We start from the raw sequence: 18,871 nt of genomic DNA, 5'->3' as shown, positions 1-18,871 counted from the left end.
ATGTCTGGCAAACCAGCAGCACGCGTATCCGACCCCACTGCTTGCTCGCTCCCCGGCCACGGTACCAACCCGATTGCCGCCGGTTCCGGCGACGTGTTCTTCGACGGCCTCGCGGCCGCCCGCGAAGGCGATGCCTCCGCGTGTGGTGGTGCGATGGTCGGCGGTTTGGCCACGACGGTGAAAATCAACGGCAAGTCTGCTGTCACTGTTGATTCCGTGGGCTCCCACGGCAACAAGGTTACGGCTGGGTCTTCGACGGTGATTATTGGCAATTCGCATTCCCCGGCGCCGTTTGTGCCGCCTTTGCCGGTAGAGATTCAGTGGCCGTTCAACGAGCACTTCGTGATCAATTGTCAGGACACTGGAGAGCCATTGGCTGGCGTGGAATACACGCTGAAAACCGCTTCAGGAAAGATCATCAATGGAGTCACCGATAAGGATGGGAAGACACAGCGCGTCTTCTCTGCGACAGCGGAAACCATCGAGTTGGTGATCGAGAAGCAGACAAAGGTCGCAATTGCGTAATCAGCACATTGTTTCTCAGGTAAACGCCATGCCTGAGGGTTGTCGAATCTATTTTGCAAGGATGTTGATATGACGGGTGCCACAGTGACCGCAAGCATGACTCCGGCTAGTAACAAGGCTGGCCAGTGTGCAATTGCAAAGCGCAAATTTGGTATCACCGACATTCCTGCAGCTATGGACAAGATGAAGTGGCCGACCTCTGCCGCACTGATGCGTCGATGGTTTGCTGGTATGCCTTGGTCTACCTCCGATGGAGGGATGGATGAGCTCACCAAGAATCACCTTAAAGAAGCACCGCAGGAGTACATCGACGACGCAATAGTCAAGATGAGCTGGCTCTTGAGTTTTGAGCGCGCCAGTAAAGAGTACGAATATTTAAAGTCAGTGTGGAATAGCCCTAATGGGCAGAAGCAAATACGTGCAGCAATACTTAAAAAATTTAAAGATAAGCCCGATGGGAAATATCCATTGGCATTTGGAAGTGCTCGGGAAGCTGAGGACTTTGGGTACAGTAATACAGTGTCCGTCAAGATGGCGCAGTGGCGGATAGATGTATTGGATGATTTAAGAGGGGCGCTCGCAAACTTTAACTTGAGAGTGATAGCGGAAGGTGATGTTGTCATTGTTTCAAAGAAAATTGAATTTCTGGTAAGCAAGCTGGGATTCTATGTTGAAGACAGCTATGACTTTGGAGATGGCTCCGATTTCATCAGTCAGCCTCTTGGCTTCTGGAATTTTGACGGAACTGTAATTCCGCCTGAGGCAATTGCACGCAATATCAGTATCAATTCCAACCAGACAGCAATGATGGAAACTGGTGCCTTGAGCCCTGCCGACGTGGCAGAGGTTTTCAAAGATCTGGAAGGCGCTCGTTTGTACCTGATTCAAAACAGTGACTTTGTAGAGTATCGGCAGTGCCATGGTAAAGGCGGGGATTTCAGGGTGCTGTCTGACATCAAGTACGAAACCATCTCGCCCACAACTATTGCGATATCGAGCTGATCATGCGTTCGAAATGGATTTGTCTTGGTATTTTTACATTTTTACTTTCGGCGGTAATAGTGCCGTACATTTTCGTGGACGGACTCTCCCAACGTTCACCCGATATAATTGAGTTAAGCGCTACGCGCCAGTATGTTTTGGAGAGAGTTCCGCTTCGGCTGTTTCCTTTCGATGATAACCTGGCGTTTCTACGCGTGACCGATTTGAATGAACCAAGAAAAATATATCGAAGTCCTCTATTTGAAATAAAGGAAATTGATATGGGGCAGGCCTTTGGTTCACGCAGGATTGGAACGCCTTTCCTTGAGTTCAGTGTCGAAAAAAAGATTTTTATTATTCATTCGGTCTACCGGGGGGAGCATTGGCTGAATCGATTTGTTGCTAATGCACCTTATAGTGTTGAGCCAGTTGTCGAGAGTGGAAAGTAAGCTATGTTTTTGAGTGGTGTAGGACTTTCAACGCACAAGAACGCAATATTTCGTGGTGCGTTGGTATTGGTTTTGCTGGTGGCCTTGTTAATCGTCGTTGTCAATAAAATCTGCAATTTCCCCGCTAACGTTACGAATATCGATACTTCTGGCCGTTACATTTTACAGAATGTGCCCGTTGGCGGGATATTAGGCCTGGGTGGAATGGCTTATCTTCGGGTTGTTGATAAGGAACATCCAGAGAAAGCTTATAGAACTCCGCTGTATTCCACCCAGTCGCTGGATATGCGCTTGTTTGAAGATGATAAATCTGTGGGTGTCTATTGGCTGTATTTCAATAAAAAAGAAAAAACATTTGATATAGCAATGCCGCAATGGGAGTGGCATTGGTTAAATCTTTTTATCAGCAATACGCCATATGTACATCTGGAAAATTGATGGGCAGTCGTGATGCACAGTGAATCCACTACCAGGCAGGTAACCCGTGTCCTTTAACCACTACTACCAAAGCGAACTCACCGCACTGCGCCAATTGGGCCGTCGTTTCGCCGAGCGTAGTCCGGCGTTGGCGCCGTTCCTGGGGCAGGCCGGGCGGGATCCGGATGTGGAGCGGTTGCTGGAAGGCTTTGCGTTTCTAACCGGACGGCTGCGCCAGAAGCTCGATGACGAGTTGCCGGAGCTCAGCCATTCCCTGATGCAGCTGCTGTGGCCGAACTACATGCGCCCGCTGCCGGCGTTCAGCATTCTGCAGTTCGATCCGCTCAAGCGTTCCGGGCCGGCGCTGAAGGTCGAGCGTGATACGCCGATCGAGAGCGTGCCGATCGAAGACGTGCGTTGCCGTTTCCGCACCTGCTACCCGACCGAAGTCATGGCGCTGGATCTGGCCGCGCTCAACTACTCGGTTAAGGGCGACGGTTCGCTGCTCAGCCTGCGCCTGGAGATGAGTGCCGACGGCCATCTCGGCGAGCTGGAGCTGAGCAAACTGCGCCTGCACTTTGCGGGCGAGCGCTACATCAGCCAGATGCTCTACCTGAGCCTGCTGCGCAATCTCGACGGCATCGAACTGATCCCGCTCGACGGCGCCGGCAAGCCTATCGATGGTGTGAGCGGCAAGCCGATGGCGTTCAAGATTCCGGGCGACCGCGTAAAGCCAGTGGGTTTTGCCGAAGAAGAAGCGCTGATCCCGTATCCGCTGAACACCTTCCGCGGCTATCGCTACCTGCAGGAATACTTCGCCTTCCAGGACAAGTTTCTGTTCGTTGATGTCCACGGTCTGGACATCCTCAAGGCGCTGCCGGAGGACACCCTCAAGCAGATGCGCGGCCTGGAATTGCGCTTCGATATCCGCAAGAGCGGCATCATGCGCATGCGTCCGACGACGGATAACGTGAAGCTGTTCTGCACGCCGATCGTCAACCTGTTCAAGCACGACGCACTGCCGATCCGTCTCGACGGCAAACAGGACGAATACCTGTTGCTGCCGGCCGAATACGATCTGGAAAACTGCGGCGTGTTTTCGGTGGAAACCGTGACCGGCTGGAAGCCTGGCGGCCTCGGTTATCAGGAGTACGTGCCGTTCGAATCCTTCGAGCACGACCCGAGTTTCGACGTGCCCAATAGCCGTCCGCATTACAGCATCCGCCAGCGTTCGTCGCTGCTGCACGACGGCCTCGACACTTACCTGAGCTTCGGCATCCGCCACACCGAAGCTCACGAAACCCTGTCGATCGAGCTGGTCTGCACCAACCAGAACCTGCCGCGCAAACTCAAGCTCGGGCAGATCTGCATGGCCTGCGAAGAGACCCCGGAGTTCCTGAGTTTCCGCAACATCACCCCGGCCACTTCCAGTTTCGCGCCGCCGCTGAACCGTGACTTCCTGTGGAAGCTGATCAGCAACATGTCGCTCAACTATCTGTCGTTGGCCGACGTCAACGCACTGAAGGTGATTCTCGAAACCTACGACTTGCCGCGCTACTACGACCAGCACGCGGAGAAGGTCAGCAAGCGCCTGCTCGGCGGCCTCAAGCACATCAAGCATCACCACGTGGACCGGTTGCACCGTGGTCTGCCGGTGCGCGGTTTGCGCACCGAACTGACCATCGACCCCGAAGGGTATATCGGTGAGGGCGACCTGTTCGTCTTCGCCTCGGTTCTCAACGAGTTTTTCGCGCTTTACGCCAGTCTCAATTCATTCCACGAGCTGCGGGTAAAAAGCACACAGGGAGAGGTGTACCAATGGACACCACGTATGGGCCTGCAGCCCCTGCTTTAAGCGGGCTGACGAAGGTAATACGCGAGTACTCGCTGTTTCAGGCCGTGCTGCTGGTGATCGACCGGCTGCGCGATGCGCACCCGTACCTGAGCGAAGACGACCTCTACGATCAGCTGGAATTCCAGGCCAATCCGAGCCTCGGATTTCCGCGCAGCGATGTCGATCGTGTGGAGTTTTTCGAAGAGCACGGGCAGATGCGCGCGCGCCTGCGCTTCAACCTGATCGGCCTGGTCGGTTCCGGCTCGCCGCTGCCGGCGTTCTATGGCGAGCAAGCCCTGGGCGACAGCGAAGACGGCAACCCGACGCGCAACTTCCTCGACCTGTTCCACCATCGCCTGCAACGGCTGATGCTGCCGATCTGGCGCAAGTATCGCTATCGCGCGAGCTTCCAGAGTGGCGCAGTCGACCCGTTCTCGTCGCAGCTGTTCGCCCTGATCGGCCTCGGCGGCGACGAGATCCGCAAGGCCAAGGAACTGAACTGGAAACGCCTGCTGCCGTACCTCGGCCTGCTCAGTCTGCGGGCGCACTCGGCGGCGCTGATCGAAGCGGTGCTGCGTTACTACTTCAAGCACGAAGACCTGGTCATCGAGCAGTGCATCGAGCGCCGCGTAGAAATCCTCGAAGAACAGCGCAACCGCCTCGGCTTCGCCAACAGCGTTCTGGGTGAGGACCTGGTGCTGGGTGAACACGTGCGCGACCGCAGCGGCAAATTCCGCATTCACATCACCGAACTCGACTGGGAGCGATTCCACGAATTCCTGCCTATCGGTTTCGGTTACCAGCCGCTCTGCGCGCTGGTGCGGTTCACCTTGCGTGACCCGCTCGATTACGACATTCGCCTGGTGCTGCGCCCGGAAGAAATCCGCGAACTGCGCATTGGCGAGAAGAACGACTGTCGCCTGGGTTGGACCAGCTGGCTGGGCTGCGAAAAAGCAGACGGCGTGGTGACCCTGGGCAGCAAAATTCATTAAGGACGTGAGCCATGATCAACGTAGACCTGCAACAACTCATCCAGGCGCTGGACGCCGAAACCCGTCGCGATCTGGAGCGTTCGGCCGAGCGCTGCGTGGCTCGTGGCGGCAGCAAGATTCTGGTCGAAGACCTGATGCTCGGCCTGCTGGAGCGCCCTAACGGTCTGCTCTCCCGCGCACTGCAGGATGCCGACGTTGATGCCGGCGAACTGAGCGCCGCCCTGCAATCGCGGGTCGAGCACAGCGCTTCGCGCAACCCGGTTTTTGCCCCGGAACTGGTGCAGTGGCTGCAAGACGCGCTGCTGGTGGCCAACCTTGAACTGGGCCAGACCTCGGTCGAAGACGCGGCGCTGATCCTTGCGCTGCTGCGCAACCCGATGCGCTACGCCGGCAGCCGCTACCAGCCACTGCTCGCCAAACTGAACATCGATCGTCTGAAGGAATTTGCCCTGTCGCAACAGCCTCAGGCGGCGGCCAACGGCAAACCGGCCGCCCAGGGCGAATCGCTGCTGGAGCGCTTCACTCACAACCTGACCCAACAGGCCCGCGACGGCAAACTCGACCCGGTGCTGTGCCGCGATGGCGCGATCCGCCAGATGGTCGACATCCTCGCCCGTCGCCGCAAGAACAACCCGATCGTGGTCGGTGAAGCCGGTGTCGGTAAAACCGCCATCGTCGAAGGCCTGGCCTCGCGCATCGCTGCCGGTGAAGTGCCGCAAGTGCTCAAGGGCGTCGAGCTGCTGTCGCTGGACATGGGCCTGTTGCAGGCCGGCGCCAGCGTCAAAGGTGAATTCGAGCGTCGTCTGAAAGGCGTGATCGACGAGGTCAAAGCCTCGCCGAAGCCGATCATCCTGTTCATCGACGAAGCCCACACCCTGATCGGCGCGGGCGGCAACGCTGGCGGCTCCGACGCGGCCAACCTGCTGAAGCCGGCGCTGGCCCGTGGCGAACTGCGCACCATCGCCGCGACAACCTGGGCCGAGTACAAGAAATACTTCGAGAAAGACCCGGCGCTGGCCCGTCGTTTCCAGCCGGTTCAACTGCACGAACCGACCGTGAGCGAAGCGGTGACCATCCTGCGTGGTCTGGCGCAGGTCTACGAGAAGAGCCACGGCATCTACCTGCGCGATGACGCGGTGGTCTCGGCAGCGGAACTGTCCGCCCGTTACCTGGCCGGTCGGCAACTGCCAGACAAGGCTGTCGATGTGCTCGACACCGCGTGCGCACGTGTTCGCATCAGCCTCGCCGCTGCCCCGGAAAGCCTGGAGCGCCTGCGTGGCGAGCTGGCTGAAGGTGGCCGTCAGCGTCAGGCCCTGCGCCGCGATGCCGAAGCCGGTCTGCTGATCGACCACGAAGCGCTGGAGGCACTGGAAGCGCGTCTGGACGAAGCCGAAGCGGAAATGGTCGCACTGGAAACCCTGTGGACCGAGCAGAAACAGCTGGCCGAGCGCCTGCTGGAACTGCGTCAGCAACTGGCCAAGGCCCGTGAAGCCGCTGCGGTCGAGCCGGTGGTCACTGTTGAGGAAGACGCCGAAGGCACCGTGATCGAAACCGTTGCTGCTGAAGTTGAAGAAGGCCAAAGCGTCGAAGCACTGGAAGCGCAACTCAACGAAACCCACAGCGCCCTGACCGCCGCTCAGGTCAAAGAGCGTCTGGTCAGCTTCGAAGTCTGCCCACGTCTGGTGGCCGAAGTGATCAGCGCCTGGACCGGCGTGCCACTGGCGCAACTGGCCCGTGAGCACAACGCCAAAGTCGCAAGCTTCGCCACCGACCTGCGCACCCGCATTCGCGGTCAGGAACAAGCCGTGCACGCACTGGATCGCTCGATGCGTGCCACCGCTGCCGGCCTGAACAAGCCTGACGCACCGGTCGGCGTGTTCCTGCTGGTGGGCCCGAGTGGCGTCGGCAAAACCGAAACCGCCCTGGCGCTCGCCGACCTGCTGTACGGCGGCGACCGTTTCATCACCACCATCAACATGTCCGAGTTCCAGGAGAAGCACACCGTTTCCCGCCTGATCGGTGCACCGCCAGGTTACGTCGGTTACGGCGAGGGCGGCATGCTCACCGAAGCCGTGCGCCAGAAGCCGTATTCGGTGGTATTGCTCGACGAAGTCGAGAAGGCTGATCCGGACGTGCTCAACCTGTTCTACCAAATCTTCGACAAAGGCGTGGCCAACGACGGCGAGGGTCGTGAGATCGACTTCCGCAACACGCTGATCCTGATGACCTCGAACCTGGGCAGCGACAAGATCAGCGACCTGTGCGAAGACGGCGCGCGTCCGACCGCGGAAGTGCTGGAAGAAACCATTCGCCCGGTGCTCAGCAAACACTTCAAACCGGCGCTGCTGGCGCGGATGAAAGTGGTGCCGTACTACCCGGTCGGCGGCCCGGTGCTGCGCGAGCTGATCGAGATCAAACTCGGTCGTCTGGGCGAGCGTCTGAACCGTCGCCAGCTGGATTTCACCTGGTGCCAGAACCTCGTCGATCACCTGTCCGAGCGTTGCACTCAAAGCGAAAGCGGTGCGCGCCTGATCGACCACTTGCTCGACCAGCACGTGCTGCCGCTGGTGGCCGACCGCTTGCTCGATGCCATGGCCACAGGTGAAAGCCTCAAGCGCGTGCATGCGACGCTCGACGGTGAAGCCAGCGTGACCTGCGAGTTCGCCTGAGGTGAGTGTGATGTTCACTCAAGTGCCGCAGCCACTGCTCTATGCCGAAGCCTTGCTGGCGCAGTTCGCCAGCCTGTCGCGCGCGGCGGACAGTGCTGCGCTGCTGGGTGATTTCGTGCGCGGTCTGGCCGGGCTGAGCGGTTGCGAACTGACGCAGTTGTACTTGCTGGACGCCACGCACACGTCGCTGGGGATGAACGCTGAGTGCCTCGACGGCGTGCTGCAACCGCGCAGCGCGGCGAGCCTGCCGGCGGATTACAACGGCGAGCAACTGTTGCAGTTCGCCCTGTGCCAGAACCGCGTGGTGAGCTTCGATGACCTGGGTGGCAGCCTGCACGAAACCAGTTTTCTGCCGGCGTCGTCCGCGCCGTGGCAGTCGCTGTTGTGCGTGCCGCTGGTCAATCAGCAGAAGGCCGTCGAAGGTCTGTTGCTGTGCGCCAGTCGTCGCCACATCAACCTGCAAGGGTTTGCCGATTCTCTCGGCCAACTCGGTTCGTTCGTGCTTGGTCAGTTGCACTTGCTGCAACGCCTGCGCCAGCCAGTGGATGCTGCCGCACCGGTCGTGCGCAGCCTGCCGAGTGCCAGCGGCTACGGCCTGATCGGCAAGAGTGCAGCGATGCGCCAGACCTACTCGCTGATCAGCAAAGTCCTGCACAGCCCGTACACCGTGCTGTTGCGTGGCGAGACTGGCACCGGCAAGGAAGTGGTCGCGCGGGCGATCCACGATTGCGGCCCGCGCCGGTCCCAGGCGTTCATCGTGCAGAACTGCGCGGCGTTCCCGGAAAACCTGCTGGAAAGCGAGCTGTTCGGCTACCGCAAAGGCGCGTTCACCGGCGCCGACCGTGACCGTGCCGGGCTGTTCGATGCGGCCAACGGCGGCACCCTGTTGCTCGATGAAATCGGCGACATGCCGCTGTCGCTGCAAGCCAAGTTGCTGCGTGTGTTGCAGGAAGGCGAGATCCGTCCGCTGGGTTCCAACGACACCCACAAGATCGACGTGCGCATCATCGCCGCGACGCACCGCGACCTGTCGGTGCTGGTCAGCGAAGGCAAATTCCGCGAGGACCTGTACTACCGCCTCGCGCAATTCCCGATTGAATTGCCGGCCCTGCGTCAGCGCGAAGGCGACATCCTCGACCTGGCCAAACACTTCGCCGACAAGGCCTGCACTTTCCTGCAGCGTGATCCGGTGCGCTGGTCGGACGCGGCGCTGGAGCATCTGTCCGGTTACACCTTCCCCGGCAACGTGCGTGAACTCAAGGGCCTGGTCGAGCGCGCGGTGCTGTTGTGCGAGGGCGGCGAGTTGCTGGCCGAGCATTTCTCGCTGCGTCTGGAATCGGCGCCGACGCCGGAAGACCACTGCGGCCTCAATCTGCGTGAACGACTGGAAGCGGTCGAACGCAATCTGCTGCTCGATTGCCTGCGCAAGAACGACGGCAACCAGACGCTCGCCGCCCGCGAACTGGGCTTGCCGCGGCGCACGCTGCTGTACCGGCTCGGCCGCTTGAACATCAATCTGGGTGATTTCGATGGGTAGGCGAAAGTCCGTCGGATTCACCTCGAACACCTATTTCAGCGCCGCCCGAGAGGGTCGGCGCTTTGTGCTTTGTCTACACCTGGAGACCCTCTGATGTCTGTTCGTCACTGGCACGCTGTCCTGCTGACCCTCGTCGTTCTATGCGGCCTCGGCGGCTGCAGCGGCAATTACAAATTCAACGATAACGATTACCGCCCGTTGGGTGATCCGCAGGCGGTCAATCGCGGCAAGTGACCGCAAGGAGCATCAAACATGGAATTGGTTTTCGAAATGCTGAACACCAAGCAGTTCGTGCCCACCGAGCTGTGCCAGCGGACCTTCAAACAGGCCGGTGGCGTGATCGGGCGGGGCGAGGACTGCGACTGGATCATCCCTGACCGCAAGCGTCACTTGTCCAATCACCACGCGATTGTCAGCTATCGCGAGGGCACGTTTTTCCTGACCGACACCAGCAGCAACGGTGTTCAGGACGGCGACAGCGGCGCACGCCTGCACAAGGGCGAACCGGTGCGCATCGAGCACGGCAGCACCTACGTGCTGGGCGATTTCGAGATTCGTGCACGACTGGTGCGCGACCCGGCGACCTTCGACGGTGAAGTCGGCCTGCCACGCGCCGCCGGAACCATCATTCCGGATGACGCGTTCCTCGACCTCGACCCACTGAAGTCGCTGGAGCAGCAAGAACGCGTGTACTCGGAATTCGAGGAAATGCTCGCACCGGTTACCGACCCTGAAGACTCCCGTCAGCGCGCCGACTACGCGCGCATCGACATGGAAAGCCTGATGGTGCCGGAGCTGATCGTCGAGCCCAAGCCTGAACCTGCACCGGCACCGAAAGAGGTCGAGCGTCAGAGCGAAACCTTCTGGGATAAATTCGGCGCGGCCCTCGGCGTGAACGTGAAGAACCTCAGCCACGACGAGCGTGAAGCCCTCGCGCTGAACGCTGCACGTTTGCTGCGCCAGAGCGTCGGCGGTCTGCAACAGAGCCTGCGCACCCGTTCGGAGCTGAAGAACGAGTTGCGTCTGGCCCAGACCACCGTGCAAGGCACCAACAAGAATCCGTTGAAATTCGCCGTCGACCCGAGCGAAGCGCTGGACATCCTGTTGCAGCCGAACAAGCCGGGCCACTTGCCGGCCGATCAGGCGATCTCCCGCGCGTTCCGCGACTTGCAGGCGCATCAGGTGGCGCTGCTGACCGCCAGCCGCGCGGCGGTGCGCGGCACACTCGAGCACTTCTCGCCGGAGCAACTGACCCTGCGTTTCGAGCGTGACAACAAACCGTTGCTCGCCACCGCTGGCGGGCGCTGGAGAGCGTTCAACCGTTACCACCATGCGCTGCGTCAGGACGACGACTGGAGCGAGCGCCTGCTGGCCCGCGACTTCGCCCAGGCCTACGAAGAACAGATCCGCCTGATCTCCACCCTCCACACCGACCACCAAGGATGATGCGCATGTCTCGCCGCTCGACCGCTTTTTTCAAGACGCTGACCGCGCTCACCCTTTTGGTGCTGCTCGCCGGTTGCTCGTCGCTGTCGCCGTATTCGAAAGTGACCAAGATCAACCTGAAGCTGACCGGCAGCGATCAGCTGAACCCGGACCTCAACGGTCGTCCGTCGCCGATCGTGGTGCGCCTGTTCGAACTCAAGCACCCGGTGACGTTCGAGAACGCCGATTTCTTCAGCCTCTACGAGCGCGCCAAGGAATCTCTCAACCCGGATCTGGTGGCCAGCGAAGAACTCGAACTGCGCCCGGGTGAAACCGTGGAACTGAAGCTGAGTGTGGAGGAGGGCAGCCGCTTCATCGGCATCCTCGCCGCGTACCGCGACCTGCCGGAAACCAAGTGGCGCCACACGTTCCCGATCACGCCGCTGGAAGTCACCGAAGCCGATCTGACCCTGGATCAGGCCGGTATCCGCAAGACCAACGAAGTGCTCGCCAAGGCGGATGACTGATCATGAATACCCATAAAGTCATCTGGCAGGAAGGCATGCTGCTGCGTCCGCAGCACTTCCAGCACAACGACCGCTACTACGATCACCAGATGAAGACCCGCACCCAGTTGCTGGGCGGCTACACCTGGGGTTTCCTGAACCTTGAGATCGACTTGCAGTTCCTCAACATGGGCAAACTGGTGATCAGTGAAGCCTCGGGGATCCTGCCGGACGGCAGCCTGTTCGAACTCGGTGGCAACACCGAGCCGCTGGCGCTGGACGTGCCGCCGAACACCGGCAACATGCCGATCTACCTGGCGCTGCCGCTGGTCACCGGTAACCACATCGAGGCCCGCCGCCCGGAGCAGTCCGACGTGCTGGCGCGTTACACCGCCTATGAAACCGAAGTGGCCGACTCCAACGCCGGCGACGATTCGGCGAGCCAGGTCAAATGCGGTCGCCCGGACTTCAAACTGTTGCTCGGCGAGCAGCAGAGCGACCAGGCCTACGTGAAGCTGAAGATCTGCGACGTGCTCGACACCACACCGGACGGCGTGATCAGCCTCGATCCGGACTTCGTGCCGACCTACATTCAGGCCCACGCCTCCAGCTACCTGCTGTCGTGCCTGAAAGAAGTGATCAGCATGCTCGGTCACCGTGGCGACACCATTGCCGAGCGCATTCGTTCGAACGGCAAGGTCGGCGGCGCGGAGATCGGCGACTTCATGATGCTGCAACTGATCAACCGCACCGAACTGCTGCTGCGCCACTACCTGGGTCTGGAGCAGGTCCACCCGGAGGAGTTGTACCGCACGCTGCTGACCATGCTCGGCGATCTGGCGACCTTCTCCAGCGACAGCAAACGCCCGCGTCTGGACAGTCGCTACTCCCACGCCGACCAGGGCGCGAGCTTCCGCAAACTGATGGAGTCAATCCGTCAGGTGCTGTCGATGGTGCTGGAACAACACGCCATCGAGCTGATCCTGCAAGCGCGTCAGTACGGGATCATCGTGTCGCCGCTGCACGACCACAAACTGCTGGGCTCGGCGTCGTTCGTGCTGGCAGCCAGTGCCAACTGCGACTCCGAAGAACTGCGCAACCGCTTGCCTGCGCACCTCAAGGTCGGCCCGGTGGAGCGCATCCGCCAACTGGTCAACCTGCACCTGCCGGGGATCAAGGTCAAACCGTTGCCGGTGGCCCCGCGGCAGATCGCGTTCCACTCCAACAAAACCTATTTCATCCTCGAACTCAGTTCCGAAGACCTGGCGCAACTCGAGCGCTCCGGCGGCTTCGCGTTCCACGTGTCCGGCGAATTTGCCGAGCTTGAACTGAAATTCTGGGCCATCAGGAACTGACCGACATGATCAAGGACATGGAACACAACCAGGACGACAAAACCGTCCTGCTCGACCGTCAGGGCCATGGCCCGGCGGCGAGTCCGCTGACCGACTTCGCTGCGCCACCGCGCTTCGAACAACTGGAAGAACGGATGATCTACGCCGCGCGCCTGCGTCCGGCGGAAGCCTTCAACATCAGCCTTAATTCGCTGGTGGCGGCGTCATCCGAACTGCTGTCGGAAGTGGTGCGCCTCAAGCACAGCGAAACCCGCGAAGACCTCTACGCGCTCAACGAGCGCCTGACCGCCGGGCTCAAGCTGTTTGAAGTGCGCGCCCTGCACAACGGCGCCGAAAGCAGCCAGGTGATGGCCGCCCGTTACGTGCTCTGCACCGTGGTCGACGAAGCCGTCGTGACCACGCCGTGGGGCAACGAAAGCGAGTGGTCGCAGATGAGCCTGCTCAGCAGCTTCCACAACGAAACCTTCGGTGGCGAGAAGTTTTTCCAGTTGCTCGATCGGCTGTCGAAAAACCCGGTCAAGCACCTGCCGATGCTGGAGCTGATGTACCTGTGCCTGTCCCTCGGTTTCGAGGGCAAGTACCGCGTACAAGCGCGCGGCATGCTGGAACTCGAAGGCATCCGCGACGCCCTGTACCGGCAGATCCGTCAGTTGCGTGGCGACGTGCCGCGTGAATTGTCGCCGCAGTGGGAAGGCCTCAACGATCAGCGCCGCAACCTGGTGCGCATCGTGCCGGCGTGGATGGTGGTGCTGTTCACCTTCGTCTGCCTGGTGATGATGTATTCGGGCTTCGCCTGGGTCTTGGGCGAGCAGCGCGACACCGTTCTGCAACCTTATCAGCCGCTTGATCCGGCCGCGGTCCAGCCGCAGTCGCAGCCGTAAACAGGGACGTGTGATGAAAAAGTTTTTCAAGAAAGTCGGCGCCTTCCTGCGCCAGACCTGGGTCTGGACCCTGCTGCTGGTGCTGTTTGTGGCGCTGCTGGTGTGGTTCGTCGGCCCGCTGTTGGCGGTGGATGACTACAAGTTCTGGGAAGGTTCGACCTCCCGGTTGCTGACCATCAGCGTGCTGTTCCTGATCTGGGGCCTGACCATGGTCTTCGTCAGCTGGCGCGCCGGTATCCGCAAGAAAGCCGTCGAAGAAACCGAAGACGGCCAGGACCGTATCCGTCGCGACGACCTGATCGAAGAAGAGCAGAAAGAGTTGAAGGAGCGTTTCAAGGACGCCCTGAAAACCCTCAAGACTTCGAGCCTGTATCGCGGCCGCAGCGAGCGCTGGCGCAGTGATCTGCCGTGGTACTTGCTGATCGGCCCGCAGGCCAGCGGCAAGACCAGCCTGCTGGACTTCTCCGGGCTGGAATTCCCGATCAACAAGATCGACCGCAAGCTGACCCGCGACACCCACGGCACCCGTCATTGCGACTGGTACTTCGCCGACCACGGTGTGCTGATCGACACCGCCGGCCGCTACCTGACCCAGCCGGATTCGGAAGTCGACGGCAGCGCCTGGACCACTCTGCTGGAACTGCTGCGCAAGCGTCGTCGCGGCCGTCCGTTGAACGGCGTGCTGGTGACCATCCCGGTGGAAACTCTGACCGGTGGCAGCGAGCAGGACATCGACACCCTGGCTCGCCAGGTGCGCGCGCGTCTGCAAGACGTCTATCAGAAACTGCACGTCGATGTGCCGGTGTATCTGGTGCTGAGCAAGGCAGACAAGCTGCTGGGCTTCGACGAGTTCTTCGATCAACTGACCCGCGAAGAAAGCGATCAGGTGCTGGGTACCAGTTTCCGCAAGGATCAGGTCGGCACCGACGTGGCTGTGCTGCGCGGCGAGTTCGAAGAGCTGCTGCGTCGCCTCAACAGCCAGGTGATCATGCGCATGCACTCCGAGCGCGACACCCAGCGCCGTGGCCGCATCCTCGACTTCCCGCACCAGATGGGCCAGATCGGCGAGCGTCTGTGCCTGTTCGTCGACATGGCATTCACTGGCAACCGCTACCAGCGTGCGACGCTGTTGCGTGGTTTCTACCTGACCAGCGCACCGCATCTAACCCACGAAATGGATTCGACCACCGCCGGTATCGGCGCGAGTCTGGGCATGAGCGCCGGCGTGCTGCCGACACTGCGCAGCGGTCGTTCGCGTTTCATCCATCACTTGCTCAGCCGGGTGATTTTCCCCGAGTCCGACCTCGCCGGTCTGGACAAGCGCGAGCGCAGCCGCATCCATTGGGGCCAGCGTGCGTTGTACGTCGGTGCACTGGGCGCGCTGGCACTGTTCGGCATGCTGTGGGCCGGTGGTTTCTCGGCCAACTGGGAGCGTCTGGAAAACCTGCGCAATCTGGCGCAGAACTGGACCCAGCAGCGCACGGCACTGTCGCCGCGTGATGACGCCATGGGCACGCTGAAAACCCTCGACACCAGCTACGCCGCGACTCAGGTGTTCCCGAAGAAGGGCGACGCTTCGTACCACGAACGGATGGGTCTGTATCAGGGCCAGGACGTCAATCCGGTGGTCAAGGAGGCGTACGAGCGCGAGCTTGAAAAGCAACTGCTGCCACGCGTTGCCACCCTGCTCGAAGGGCAGATCCGCGCCAACATGAAGGATCGCGAAAAGCTGATCAACAGCCTGCGCGCGTACCTGATGCTGAACATGAAGGATCGTCGTGACGCAGCATGGCTCAAGGACTGGATCGCGGCTGACTGGTCGCAGCGCTACACCGGCAACACTGCGGTGCAGAACGGTCTGAACACGCACCTTGAGCGCCTGCTGCAGCAGCCGTTTATCTATCCGCTCAACGAGCAACTGGTGACCCAGGCGCGTCAGGTGCTGCGTAGCGAATCGCTGGCGACCGTGGTTTACCGCATGCTCCGCGAGCAGGCGCGCAACCTGCCGGACTATCGTTTCAGCCAACACCTCGGGCCTCAGGGCTCGCTGTTCATCGGCACCGAATACGTGATTCCGGGCTTCTACACCCAGACCGGTTATCAGCAGTATTTCTCGGTACAGGGCGCATCGCTGGTCACCGACATCCTGCGTGACAACTGGGTACTGGGCGAAGGCGCGGGCATCAGCGACATGGACTTGCGTCGCCTGATGGTCGAACTGGAGCAACTGTACTTCCGCGATTACGCCAACTACTGGAGCGAGGCCGTTGGCCAGGTGGCACTGCCACCGATCAGCGATGCCGGTGAGGGCGCCGAGCAATTGGCGGGCCTGACCTCGGCCAACTCGCCGGTGCTGGCGCTGCTGACCGAAGTGCGTGAAAACACCCGCTTCCAGGCAGCTCCAGAGCCGGTGGATGAAGCGGGTGACGCCGCCGATGCGCTGGCGGGGCAGAAGGGCAAACTGGGCAAGGTCGGCAAACTCGCTTCCGCTGTCGCGGACAAGGCTTCGGCCATGAACGTGGCGAAGAACCTGCCGGACACCGCCAAGAAGTCGCTGCAACGTCGCTTCGAGCCGCTGCACAAGTTGCTGGACGACAACAACGGCCCGGCCGCTGACCTGACCCCGGCATTCACCGCACTCAACGACCTGCAACTGCAACTGGCGGGCCTCGCCCGTTCCAGCACGCCGGAGCAAGCGGCGTTCGAACTGGCCAAGACCCGTATGAGCGGCCAGCGTGATGCGCTGACCAACCTGCGCAATGCGTCCGGTCGTCTGCCGCGTCCGCTGAGCGTGTGGTTCAACGTGCTGGCCGAAGATTCGTGGCGCCTGGTGCTCAACGATGCCTACCAATACCTGAACGGCCGTTATCAGAACGAGCTGTACAGCGTGTATGGCAAAACCATCAGCAAGCGCTATCCGTTCAGTGCGTCGAGCACCAGCGACGTGGCGATCAGCGATTTCCGCGAGTTCTTCCGGGCTCAAGGCACCATCGACCGCTTCTTCGACAGCTACATGCGTCCGTTCGTCAGCGGTGATCCGGGCAACTACCGGATGCGCAGCATCGACGGTCGCAGCCTGCCGGTGTCCAAGGTCTTCCTCGACCAGATGGCGGCTGCACTGAACATTCGCCAAAGCTTCTTCTCGATCAACCCGGCCGAGCCGACGGTGCAGTTCAAGCTTGAGCCGTACACCCTCGATCCGGCCGTCAGCCGTTCCGAGTTCAAGTTCGGCGACAAGACCATGGAATACCGCCACGGTCCGATCCTGCCAATGACCTTCAAGTGGCCGACCGATGCTGAAGACGGTCGCACCAGTCTGGTCATGGACAAGATGGCCGGGCGCCCGATCGGCATCGAGAAGAACTCCGGCCCTTGGTCGCTGTTCCGTCTGTTCGACCTGATGCAGACCGAGTACCTGACCGGTCGCGACGTGCTGGTACTGAAAGCCGACGTGGGTGGCCTGCGCGCCAACTACCTGCTGACCAGCCAGCGCACGCCGAACCCGTTCGACATGGGCGTGATGCGCACCTTCCGTATGCCGGTGCAGCTCTGATGCTCGTGGCCAGTCCCTGGCGCAGCGCGGCGCGAACCGATCCGGGCAAGGTGCGGTCGCGCAACGAAGATGCCTTCCTCGACACTCCGCAGCATGGGCTGTGGGTGGTCGCGGACGGCATGGGCGGTCATCAGGGTGGCGACATCGCCAGCCAGTTGATCGTCGCCAGCCTGGCTGAACTGCCGCAGCACGAGGACTTCGACGAACGCCTCAAAGCCATCCGCCAGTGCCTGCACTGGCTGAACCGGCGCCTGGGGCAGGAGTTGACCGTCACCGCCGGGCGTCACGACAGCATCATGGGCAGCACCGTCGTGGCGTTGCTGGTAGACGGCAATCGCGCGGCCTGCATCTGGGCCGGCGACAGCCGTTGCTACATGTGGCGCGGGCAGCGGTTGTATCAGCTGTCGAAGGATCATTCGCTGCAGCAGCAACTGATCGACGAGCAGCAGATGAGCGTCGAACAGGCAGCGGCGCACCCGGCGGCCCAGGCGTTGACCCGGGCGGTGGGCGCGGCGGAACAACTGACGCTGGATGTGCTGGAACTCGAGGTCTATCCGGGCGATGTGTTCCTGCTGTGCAGCGATGGTTTGTATCAAGGCCTGAGCAGCGATGCTCTCGGCAACGCCCTCAGCCTGGCGGCGCCGCATGTGGCGCTGGAACGTCTGTTCGACGGCGCCCTGCGTGGCGCCGCTCGCGACAACCTGACTGCCGTGGTGATCCGCCAATGACTGAAATCGAATCCTCAGTCGACGACTTGCTGATGAGCGAAGAGCAGGCCAACAACCTGACCTATTTCGCTTTTGCAAAGCAGCACAACGCCGAACCCGCGCTGGCGCCTACACGGGCCAGCGTCGGCGAACTGCCGGATGTTCTGGCAGGCCGCTACCACCTCGAGCGTCTGCTCGGGGCCGGTGGCATGGGTGCGGTTTACCGGGCCCGGGATCTGTTGCACGAACAGTTCGGCGATCCCGATCCTTACATTGCGCTGAAAATCCTCAGCGAAGAATTTGCCGAGTCGCCGGACGCCAGTGCCTTGCTCTACAGCGAGTTCGCCCTGACCCGACGCCTGCGCCACGACAACGTGCTGCGACCGCACACGTTCGAAGTGGACACCGATTGCCAGCGGGCCTTCATCACCATGGAACTCATGCGTGGCCTGACCCTGGACAAACTGCTCTGCGAGCGGCCGCTGGGCCTGCCGTGGAAAGAACTGCGCGACATCGCGCTGCCGCTGCTCGACGCGCTGGCCTACGCCCACCGTCGCGGCGTGCTGCACGGTGACATGAAACCGAGCAACGTCATGCTCAGCGAAGACGGCGTGCGCCTGTTTGACTTTGGTCTCGGGCAAGCCGAGGAGGGCATCCTGCCCGGCCTGCCGCACCTGAGCCGCGAGCGTTTCAACGCCTGGACCCCGGGCTACGCCGCCCCCGAACTGCTTGAGGGCCAACCGCTGTCGGCCAGCGCGGACGTGTACGGCGTGGCCTGCGTGATCTACGAATTGGCGGGCGGCAAACACCCGTTCCGCCGCTTGCCCTCGACTCAGGCTCGTGACGAACACCTGGATCGCGAACTGCAAGCCCCGGCACATTTGCCGACACACTGCTGGCCCGCGCTGCGCACCGCGCTGGCCTTTGACGCGGCGGAGCGCAATATTTCTGCCGACCAATTGCGTGACGCCTTGGGCGCCACTTCGTCCTGGCTGCAGCGTTTGCGACTGCGGGCGTAACGGATGACATTCGAACAGGGA

At 61.1% G+C, this 18,871-nt stretch carries 16 protein-coding genes; all 16 read left to right on the top strand.

Annotation, left to right across the window (positions count from 1 at the left end):
• The 16 genes from IHQ43_RS28805 (at nt 1) to IHQ43_RS28730 (ending at nt 18,850) form a co-directional block, all read left to right on the top strand.
• Nucleotides 1-525, top strand: coding sequence for a PAAR domain-containing protein (locus IHQ43_RS28805; protein WP_192562873.1), 525 nt, complete (start codon nt 1-3; stop codon nt 523-525).
• A 69-nt stretch (nt 526-594) separates the two neighbouring features.
• Nucleotides 595-1,527 carry a DUF6402 family protein gene (locus IHQ43_RS28800; RefSeq protein WP_192562872.1) on the top strand — a complete coding sequence of 311 codons (933 nt, stop codon included), beginning with the start codon at nt 595-597 and terminating at the stop codon, nt 1,525-1,527.
• A gap of 2 nt (nt 1,528-1,529) precedes the next feature.
• The gene (locus tag IHQ43_RS28795) at nt 1,530-1,955 is read left to right on the top strand and encodes a hypothetical protein (RefSeq protein WP_192562871.1); all 426 of its coding nucleotides are present in this window, start codon (nt 1,530-1,532) and stop codon (nt 1,953-1,955) included.
• A 3-nt stretch (nt 1,956-1,958) separates the two neighbouring features.
• Entirely contained in the window at nt 1,959-2,393 is a 435-nt protein-coding gene (locus tag IHQ43_RS28790) for a hypothetical protein (protein WP_192562870.1), read from the top strand.
• Between the two features lie 46 nt (nt 2,394-2,439).
• Nucleotides 2,440-4,227 (top strand): type VI secretion system baseplate subunit TssF, encoded by a 1,788-nt coding sequence (gene tssF / locus IHQ43_RS28785; RefSeq protein WP_085685957.1) that lies wholly within the window; start codon nt 2,440-2,442, stop codon nt 4,225-4,227.
• Complete coding sequence (gene tssG / locus IHQ43_RS28780) at nt 4,191-5,198, top strand: type VI secretion system baseplate subunit TssG (RefSeq protein WP_007954381.1); 1,008 nt, start codon at nt 4,191-4,193, stop codon at nt 5,196-5,198. Before tssF ends, tssG begins: the two co-directional genes overlap by 37 nt.
• A gap of 11 nt (nt 5,199-5,209) precedes the next feature.
• On the top strand, nt 5,210-7,867 hold the full coding sequence (tssH, locus tag IHQ43_RS28775; protein WP_192562869.1) for a type VI secretion system ATPase TssH: 2,658 nt from the start codon (nt 5,210-5,212) through the stop codon (nt 7,865-7,867).
• 10 nt (nt 7,868-7,877) lie between these two features.
• Nucleotides 7,878-9,404 carry a sigma-54 interaction domain-containing protein gene (locus IHQ43_RS28770; protein WP_192562868.1) on the top strand — a complete coding sequence of 509 codons (1,527 nt, stop codon included), beginning with the start codon at nt 7,878-7,880 and terminating at the stop codon, nt 9,402-9,404.
• 93 nt (nt 9,405-9,497) lie between these two features.
• Nucleotides 9,498-9,638, top strand: a complete 141-nt coding sequence (locus IHQ43_RS28765; protein WP_003229566.1) for a hypothetical protein — start codon at nt 9,498-9,500, stop codon at nt 9,636-9,638.
• A gap of 18 nt (nt 9,639-9,656) precedes the next feature.
• Nucleotides 9,657-10,850, top strand: a complete 1,194-nt coding sequence (tagH, locus tag IHQ43_RS28760; protein WP_192562867.1) for a type VI secretion system-associated FHA domain protein TagH — start codon at nt 9,657-9,659, stop codon at nt 10,848-10,850.
• 5 nt (nt 10,851-10,855) lie between these two features.
• On the top strand, nt 10,856-11,356 hold the full coding sequence (gene tssJ, locus IHQ43_RS28755; protein WP_011336587.1) for a type VI secretion system lipoprotein TssJ: 501 nt from the start codon (nt 10,856-10,858) through the stop codon (nt 11,354-11,356).
• 2 nt (nt 11,357-11,358) lie between these two features.
• On the top strand, nt 11,359-12,690 hold the full coding sequence (tssK, locus tag IHQ43_RS28750) for a type VI secretion system baseplate subunit TssK (RefSeq protein ID WP_096817226.1): 1,332 nt from the start codon (nt 11,359-11,361) through the stop codon (nt 12,688-12,690).
• A gap of 5 nt (nt 12,691-12,695) precedes the next feature.
• Nucleotides 12,696-13,571 carry a type IVB secretion system protein IcmH/DotU gene (icmH, locus tag IHQ43_RS28745; protein ID WP_007954389.1) on the top strand — a complete coding sequence of 292 codons (876 nt, stop codon included), beginning with the start codon at nt 12,696-12,698 and terminating at the stop codon, nt 13,569-13,571.
• 13 nt (nt 13,572-13,584) lie between these two features.
• Nucleotides 13,585-17,124 (top strand): type VI secretion system membrane subunit TssM, encoded by a 3,540-nt coding sequence (gene tssM / locus IHQ43_RS28740; RefSeq protein WP_192562866.1) that lies wholly within the window; start codon nt 13,585-13,587, stop codon nt 17,122-17,124.
• A complete protein-coding gene (locus IHQ43_RS28735; RefSeq protein ID WP_011336583.1) occupies nt 17,124-17,852 on the top strand; it encodes a PP2C family protein-serine/threonine phosphatase in 729 nt (242 codons plus the stop codon). The genes tssM and IHQ43_RS28735 overlap by 1 nt, the downstream gene beginning before the upstream one ends.
• Entirely contained in the window at nt 17,849-18,850 is a 1,002-nt protein-coding gene (locus IHQ43_RS28730) for a serine/threonine-protein kinase (protein ID WP_192562865.1), read from the top strand. Before IHQ43_RS28735 ends, IHQ43_RS28730 begins: the two co-directional genes overlap by 4 nt.
• Nucleotides 18,851-18,871 lie beyond the last annotated feature (21 nt).

Origin of the sequence: Pseudomonas gozinkensis (genome assembly GCF_014863585.1) — a bacterium.
GTDB lineage: Bacteria > Pseudomonadota > Gammaproteobacteria > Pseudomonadales > Pseudomonadaceae > Aquipseudomonas > Aquipseudomonas gozinkensis.
Note: the sequence above shows the minus strand (reverse complement) of the source record. Positions and strands in the feature narration are given on the sequence as shown.